Below are 248 nucleotides of genomic sequence, written 5' to 3' on the forward strand. Positions count from 1 at the left end.
AAAACGGGTGAATCATTAACTGACACATTGCTGGTGCATTCCGTCGATGGCACTGAACAACAAGTCACCGTCACCATTAACGGTACTGATGATAAATCCGTGATTGCGGGCGCTGCAACGGCCAGCCTCACCGAAGATAAAGATGTTCACTCGGGATTATTAAGGGTCGATGGTGCGTTGACCATTACTGATAGTGATAACGGCCAAGCACAATTTAACGCCGAATCGATTCAAGGCCAGTTTGGTAC

The 248-nt window shown here is 47.6% G+C and carries 1 protein-coding gene; it reads left to right on the top strand.

The features are described 5' to 3' along the window. A partial coding sequence (locus AN944_RS21235) for a VCBS domain-containing protein (protein ID WP_200913409.1) occupies positions 1–248 on the top strand: 248 nt, incomplete at both ends.

The sequence above is a fragment of the Shewanella sp. P1-14-1 genome, from assembly GCF_001401775.1.
In the GTDB taxonomy this organism is placed as follows: domain Bacteria; phylum Pseudomonadota; class Gammaproteobacteria; order Enterobacterales; family Shewanellaceae; genus Shewanella; species Shewanella japonica.